This is a genomic window from Candidatus Borrarchaeum sp. (assembly GCF_019058535.1).
In the GTDB taxonomy this organism is placed as follows: domain Archaea; phylum Asgardarchaeota; class Sifarchaeia; order Borrarchaeales; family Borrarchaeaceae; genus Borrarchaeum; species Borrarchaeum weybense.
In genome coordinates this window covers 1-7,641 of record NZ_JAHPYX010000167.1, presented here as the reverse complement: position 1 = coordinate 7,641, position 7,641 = coordinate 1, and the positions used below count along the sequence as shown (strand labels likewise).

The following is a 7,641-nucleotide window of genomic DNA, read 5'->3' as shown; positions in this document are numbered from 1 at the left end:
TCCGTAAACCAATCCGCGCTATTTGAGTTTACTGAAAAGTAGAGGAGTGTAATCTATAATGGATGAAACTTTAGGGATTAAGAAGAAACGCCCATCTAACTACGACAAGGACTCCTGTACTAGAGCCTATTGTATTGAATGCGGTTCAACTGATGTGATTTGTGATGAGGCTCGTGGTGAGATCATCTGTAACAAATGTGGATTGGTTATTGAAGAACATATGATGGATCTGGGGCCTGAATGGCGCAGTTACACGGCAGAAGAACGAAAGAAAAGAAGTCGTGTAGGAAGCCCTGTTAATTATTCCATTCACGATAAAGGTTTATCTACTATGATTGGTCCTGAGGACAAAGACTTCTATGGAAAAAAACTTGCACCTAGTCGACGAGCTGAAATTTATCGTCTGCGAAAGTGGCAACGACGTACTAGGACGCATAGTTCTCGCGAGCGAAACCTCATTCAAGCACTGAGTGAGTTGGATCGCTTGACGAGTCAAATGGGTATTCCACGATCAATTAAAGAAGAGGCTGCGATTATTTATCGAAAAGCATTGGAAAAACGAATGAGTCGCGGTACAACCATTGAAGTCATGGTTGCAGCTACCTTGTATGCGGCCTGTCGCATCAGAAAAATTCCTCGGACCTTAGATGAAGTTGCAGAAAACTCACGCATTAATAAAAAACAACTAGGACAGTGTTTCAGACAGCTCGTGAGAACTATTGATGTGGCAATTCCTATCAGTACACCAATTGACTTTATCTCTCGCTTTTCAAATGAATTAGGGCTTTCAGGAAAAGTGTCGGGGCGGGCTATTAAAATTCTTGAAACGGCTAAAAAAGCCGGGATCACTGCTGGAAAGGATCCAACCGGACTGGCCGCAGCAGCTCTCTATATCTCTGGAATATTAGAAGATGAACGACGAACACAACGCGAAATTGCACGAGTTGCACGAGTCACAGAAGTGACAGTCAGAAACCGCTACAAAGAGTTAGTTAAAAACCTTCAAATCGCAGTTGCCGTATAACCTCTATAACACTATACTTTTTTTTATTATTTCTTAAGAAAAACGGCGGTGGATCTGTTTTAAGATGATTCGTTCACGATTCTAGAACATCCATCTCATTGAAAGATTTTCCTAAAGAATTATGCTCCATATGTTCTCGTTTCAGGATTTCTGTTGGATTATCATCTTGTTCTGAATGTCCAACTGTCCTAAATCCTAAAGATTCGAAAAATAGATAGGCTGCTCTATTTCTTAAAAAGACCTCTGCAAGCAATGGTTTACTTGTAATTAGGCTTTTAACTAATTGTGTCCCAATTTTTTTTCCTCGAAATTGTTTTTCAACAAAGATCCTTAATACCTCTACGTGATCTGGAGATTCAAAAGCTAACATCGCACCCTTAATCTCATTTGAGTGTTCAGCGACATATACCCAGTATAAATTATCAGGGACGTTCAATGCACCTTTCAAATAAGTTACGTCAATATCTGAAAAAAAATCTCTTAGAACTTCAAGATCTGACTTTATAATAGTTCTTACGCGTAATTTATCTTCTTTAGGTTCATCGTGTTCCCATATACCAAAAATATACCCGTCGGAATGCTTCTCTCTTGGGCAATATAAAGCACGTCTTCTGCCATCCCAGAATGTATATCGTCTTAATACTAATGCACGCCTGTCAAGGCTTCTTAAATCTTTCCATATTGTACTGTGTGATTTACCAATAAGCGTTTGCAATTGTTTTGGAGTTAAAGGTCCTTCACTGCGCAGTACATCGAGAATGGCATATCGAGCCAAAGCATCACCTGTTATGATTACAAATTCAAAAAAAATATATAAAGGCTTTGGATCGACTGATTACTTTTGCCATTCTCTGGCTCAAGATCAGCCGATCGGTAACCCAGAAATTCAGTTGCGCAGATGATAAAAAAACTATCGTATTCTTTAGGGGTTTTCCCTTTAGAAGCATCGATGAATGGCAGCGGCGCCCATGTCTTGGTATTCTTTTTTGGTCACCCACATTTTCTGGAAGGTCTTAAGTGACGATAGAATACTACCTCCGATCCAGACACTGTAGCGTCTCTCTGGTGGGGCAATGATTTTGATCTCTACGCCTTCGGGTACCAGTTCGGTGAGTTCCTTGTGCATGCGTTCCTTTAGTCCGGGGAACATGGTGGAACCGCCTGATAACACGATGTTACCGTAGAGTTCGCGGCGCAAGTCGACGTCACATTTCATGATGGCTTGGTAGATGGCTTCGTCAATTGGTGAAGCTTCTAAGCCGATCACACCTGGGTTGAAGAATACTTCGGGAGCCAAGAAACGTTCAGGACCGACCACTAAGGATTGGCCATCTGGCAGAGTATAGGTTTTCTCCATACCGGAGACTTTCTCCGCTAATTTCATTTCCTTCTCGGGGTCTAGGGCCACGTAACAAAGTTTTTCCTTGATGTCACGGACGATTTCACGTTCGGCAGATGAGGTCAATGAATAGCCTCGCTGTCGGAGCAGTCGTCTTAAATACTCGGTGCGGGCACGACCGGCTAACTCGACACGAGAGATGGCGTGAGTGATGGCGAACCCTTCATAGATGGGCACGATATGTGTCACTCCGTCACCGCTGTCGACTACGATACCCGTAGTTCTTCCGCTGGCATACAGACTCAATACTGCCTGCATGCTAATATATACGGCGGGTACGTTGAATGTTTCAAACATGACTTCCGTCATCTTCTCTCTGTTGACTTTGGGATTGAGTGGCGCTTCGGTCAGCAAAACAGGGTGCTCATTAGGGTTAACTCGCAGGTCATTATAGAAGGTATAATGCCAGATTTTTTCCATAGCATCCCAGTCGTTGATAACCCCATGTTCTACAGGGTAGATGAGTTTCAACACACCTCGTAAGTTCAAGGCTTCTTCGCCGATATAGTACTCCCTTACGTAATGCTCAACATCGGTCATAATAGACTTATATTTTGGGTAGCCAATGAGCGTTGGGAAGACACTCCTGGGCTGATCCTCTCCAGCATAGCCGTTTTTGGACAGACCAGTCCCGTTATCTACCACCAACGGCTTTCCAGTTATTCCTTCTTCTTCCAATGGTTTTCCTCCATTTAAAAATCTTTAAAACACTTATTAAAAGAACTTAATCGTATTAAAAAAAACTTGTGGTAAAAGTCTGCGTTTTTCATGTTCCATATCGTAAACTACTTTAGATTTCAACTTCTTGTCTGCAGATAGTTTCAGTCTATGGAATGAAAAAAACTATATATTCCCAACGTTAAATAACGCGACTTTTTCACTGTTTGAACTCATTAGCTTTCTTAGTACCTCATTATAATCAAATAAGTTTCATGGGTGCTGCTAGTTTGCTTAACAAAACAACTCTACTTGGGGTCGATTCGTCTAATATTCGATATCCGGTCAATTGACTCAAGTTTTCTGAAAATTCACGGATTTCCTCATGTGTTGGCATATGAGATAAGGCTAACCTATCGCGAGAGTGACCCACCCACATATATGCTTTTGGCTCTATGTATACGCTTTCAGCTTTTGCTATTAACTTTGCATAGTCCTCTACATGCTCTAGGTTGTGTTGCTTTACTAGCGTCAATCGAAGCACAGTCGGACAGCTGAAACTATGAAGCATTTCCAAGGTTTCATTAAGTTTTTGCCATCCGTCATGGATTTGAGGTCTGCAAAGTCGTCTATAAATCTCTTCAGTGGGCGCAGAAACCGATACATATAATTGGGTAGGTTCTGTTATCTCAGATAGTCGCTCTGGAACCGTACCATTTGTAACTAAGAAGGTAGTGAAGTCCATTCGGTGAAATTCTTCAATTAACTCGCCCAGTCGGGGGTACAAAGTCGGTTCTCCGGAAAGACTGATCGCAACATGTTTTGGAGAGAGCGCTTCGCTATATTTCAAAGGATCGACTTTGTTATGCGCTTTTGGATTATAACCGCTTAAGAGTCGTTTTTGTTCAATTAATGCACCTTGAATGATTTCCTGAGGATCATCGACTTCTATATCTGTCATCTTTGTTCTATCTATTGAACTATCATAATAGCGCCAACAGTATAGACATTGTTGTGTACAAAAATTCAAGGCACATGTCATTTGCAAGCATCTATGTGTTTGAATTCCATAGAATTTAGACTTATAGCAGACAGTGTTTTCTACCAAACTTTTGCGTACCCAGCGGCAAGTTTTTACTGCGCTATGGCGTCCTACAATATGATATTTTTGTTTAAGAAGGGTTTTTTTCACGCTTTCAGGAATAAGTTCTCCATACATTCTTGTCGCGCCCATTATAAGAATACTAGACTAGAATAACTGGATTGTATTATAACTCTTTTTTTATACGGGAGGTGAAACCTTCTCTATACGATCTTTTTTGATTAATGGTTTTTCTGAGAAAAGTAAAAGGGAAGGACAGGTATCTAAACATTGAGTACAGTTTATACACTTTTTCTCATCGATTATCGGATAATTACGTTGTACATCAAGAATTGTCGCTCCTTGAGGACAAAATATCTCACAAAAGCCACATCCGACACATTTCTGAGCTCTTGCAAAAATCTTTGCAAGATTTTTTATCAACTTTTTTCCCGCTTTTAGATGTGATGTGCTCACTTTGAAAGTTCCATCAGCAAATATGGTGACAGACGACTCGTTTATTTGCATATTAACTTGGTCAAACGCTTCATTTGTCCAACTCTTTCCTAGAATATTAAGGAGGTTTCCTATCCGCTGAATATCTAATGTGTATGGAAATCGTCCTTCCATTGTATAAAAATCATCATTATGAGAGCGAATTTTCTCTTTTATCACATATCGGGTAGGTTGTATGTCTATATGAGATTCAAGCTCATTAGTTTGTAAGCCCAGTTGTTTGGCTACTTGTATCTGACCTTTTGCAAGGGTTCTCCATCTCCAAAATCCGTGTGTTGCCCATTCTTCTGCATATCCATTTGATTTCGCCCAGTTCGTTAGAAATTCCATCCAGAATCTGTAAAGATGTTCGTGGGTCTCTTTAATATCATGTAATTCAGAAAGTTTCATAGCAGGGCAATAAATGCATCCAATTCGCTCAAACCCTTTATAATAGAGAGGATTAGCAATAGCATTTTTCATAAGCAGATAGAGCCAAACATGAAGTGCAGTCCAGTTTTTTATGGGACTCGTTCCGATCTGTCCTGGCACAAAGGGGTTCTTCCACACTCTATGCTCTTGTGCACGTGGCTGAGATTCGTATCGTCTAACGCCGAGAAAGGTTACTACTCCCTCTGGATAGTTTTCTCTAATGATCTGTGCAGTGGGAGACAGTTTTAGAAGTTTGCAGCACCATCGAAAATCTCGCGCTGGAGGACCAAATTTTTCAAGCATAACATCCCAATCAGCTTCGGTCTTTTTGTAAATTAATCGGTTTTCTATACCTAGGTCTTTCATAGTAGTAAATACATTTTCTATTGTTTCAGGGAACTCTATTCCCGTATCAGCAAAAAATACATCAAACTGATCTTCTAAAGCCTCTAATGCCAATAATAGAAGACATAAACTATCCTTTCCACCGCTATAAGCTACTGCTTTAGGTTTTCTGTAACTCTTAGCTAGGGATCTCATAAATTGAATGGCTTCTTCTGCCCTTGAGTTCAAAATCTGCACGTTTGCCTGTACTGCCATATCCCATGTTTGTCCGTCATGATGAATAGTTGGAGGAGTTGGGGGTTCACGGTGTTTTATTTTTACGACCATACCTCTCTTTGTAGCAAGAATTGTCTCTCCTGAGAATTTCGCTACACCTACCGCTAAAACCTCGTCGGATGGAGTTATTATCAACACATCATCTCCAGGTTGAATTGAGGGATCACAATCCTTTACACCAGGTGCAAGGAGACTTGCGCCCTTAAGAAGTGGATCAACTGCTCCTTCGTATATTTTTACCCACTTATTACATCCAGCAAGCCATAACCGCCTTGCTCCTTCAACCTTAGGCAAAAACTTCCATCTTTGATGCAGTATATCGAAATAAAGTGCGCCTATAATGACTCCATCAAGAATTATTTCGTTCCTTCTGTCAAGTGCAGGTGCCTTATTGAGCACAACGAGTTTCTTGTCAGGAATCAATTTTTGTCCTACACCTTCACCTGCAAACTGAAAATCTATAGTTTGCCGAATTAATTCGATATCATGAGCAAATGCGGGACGTGTATCTCCTGGAGGTGTGATTTTGCATTTTATAGTAGGACTTCCGCATAGAGTGCAGTTTTCCATTTCCAAGATAGGTAGGTTACACTGAAAACACCAATATAGCAGAAGAGGACCAAGATAAACTTTCTTTGGCATTTTTACTGAAGACTCCTTAGAGAACATTCAACAAGAGCTCTCTGAAACTTCTTTTTCATCCTTTAAAATCTTTCTGTAACTCACTTTGCGGTAGAATAATCATCATTTCGTAATTGTACGGGTTGGATTCTCTACTTCCTTTGTTGGCAAGAGTTTAAAAAGGGTAGAAAGCACTAAACCATCTATGAGCCCCTTCGTCTCTATCCTTGTTCCTTGCTTAAACGAAGAAAATACTTTGCGTTCTCTTACAGGACGTGTTGAAAAGACTCTTGCTGGACTACAAAATATTCAATGCGAACTTATCTTTATAGATGATGGAAGTACAGACGAAACGGGGTCAATAATTGATCAATTAAGTCAAGAAATTCCATGGGTGAAGGCATATCATCATTCAACAACAAAAGGAAAATCTGCAGCCATAATGAACGGTTTTTACCATTCTAAAGGAAATATCATAATTCTATTAGATGCAGATCTGCAATTCTTTCCTGAAGACATTCCAGCAATCCTTTCAGAAATGACTCAGAAAAAATTAGATATTGTTAATGGCTGGAGAAAGGAGCGAAAAGATCCTTTGTCCAGAAGGGCTGCATCTCGTCTCTATAATTCCTTTGCAAGTTCTCTCTTCGGACTAAAGGTTCATGATTATAACTGTGGGATCAAAGGTCTAAAACGGGAGGTATTAGAATCCTTCAGATTAAGAAAAGGATATCATCGTTATATACTGGCCCTTGCAAAGCATCACGGGTTTCGTATAGGCGAAGTAGTAGTTCAACATGCCCCTCGCCCGTATGGAAAGTCTAGATACCGAACTAGTCGACTATTTGCAGGATTTGTGGATTTGATGAGTTTAAAACTTCAATTCATGTTTATGGAGCGCCCCATGTCACTGTTTGGCGTGCTTGGCGCATTTATCTTCCTCCTCGGTCTTATTTCTGGAGCTTATCTTGTATATCTTTGGTTTCTTGAAGGCGGTATTGGTACACGACCACTTCTCTTCCTTACAGTCCTCTTACTTGTTGCAGGCATTCAGTTTTTCTCATTTGGATTTTTAGCTGACGCAATTGCATCTTTAAAAACAGACGTTGATTATCTTAATCAATTAGTCATACAGAGGAAAGAAGAAAACACAAAAGGTCAATCACCCCCTAACAAGTGAGGGGGCTTGTTCCGTGAGGAACAAGAGTAATTGGTTGATTAGCCTAAGAGAGGTCGTGGTGGAACACACATGACGGTATCTACGTTATCAGGAGAGTTAAAGAACACACCAAGGGATGCTTCTCTAGTCCC

Annotated in this window: 6 protein-coding genes; 2 read left to right on the top strand and 4 right to left on the bottom strand. The window is 40.5% G+C overall.

Going from position 1 to position 7,641, the window contains the following annotated elements:
- Positions 1-58: 58 nt before the first annotated feature.
- A complete protein-coding gene (locus tag QVB70_RS09725; protein ID WP_287585542.1) occupies positions 59-1,024 on the top strand; it encodes a transcription initiation factor IIB in 966 nt (321 codons plus the stop codon).
- Positions 1,025-1,097: 73 nt separating this feature from the next.
- Here the strand turns inward: QVB70_RS09725 and QVB70_RS09720 are convergent, their stop codons facing one another.
- The 4 genes from QVB70_RS09720 to QVB70_RS09705 form a co-directional block, all read right to left on the bottom strand.
- Positions 1,098-1,799, bottom strand: a complete 702-nt coding sequence (locus QVB70_RS09720; protein WP_287585541.1) for a GNAT family N-acetyltransferase — start codon at positions 1,797-1,799, stop codon at positions 1,098-1,100.
- A 162-nt stretch (positions 1,800-1,961) separates the two neighbouring features.
- Complete coding sequence (locus QVB70_RS09715) at positions 1,962-3,101, bottom strand: actin family protein (protein ID WP_287585540.1); 1,140 nt, start codon at positions 3,099-3,101, stop codon at positions 1,962-1,964.
- A 241-nt stretch (positions 3,102-3,342) separates the two neighbouring features.
- On the bottom strand, positions 3,343-4,299 hold the full coding sequence (gene twy1 / locus QVB70_RS09710; protein WP_287585539.1) for a 4-demethylwyosine synthase TYW1: 957 nt from the start codon (positions 4,297-4,299) through the stop codon (positions 3,343-3,345).
- 63 nt (positions 4,300-4,362) lie between these two features.
- Positions 4,363-6,351 carry a phosphoadenosine phosphosulfate reductase family protein gene (locus QVB70_RS09705; protein WP_287585538.1) on the bottom strand — a complete coding sequence of 663 codons (1,989 nt, stop codon included), beginning with the start codon at positions 6,349-6,351 and terminating at the stop codon, positions 4,363-4,365.
- 184 nt (positions 6,352-6,535) lie between these two features.
- Here QVB70_RS09705 and QVB70_RS09700 point away from each other — a divergent pair, with 184 nt between their 5' ends.
- On the top strand, positions 6,536-7,510 hold the full coding sequence (locus QVB70_RS09700; protein WP_287585537.1) for a glycosyltransferase family 2 protein: 975 nt from the start codon (positions 6,536-6,538) through the stop codon (positions 7,508-7,510).
- The last annotated feature ends 131 nt before the right edge of the window (positions 7,511-7,641 follow it).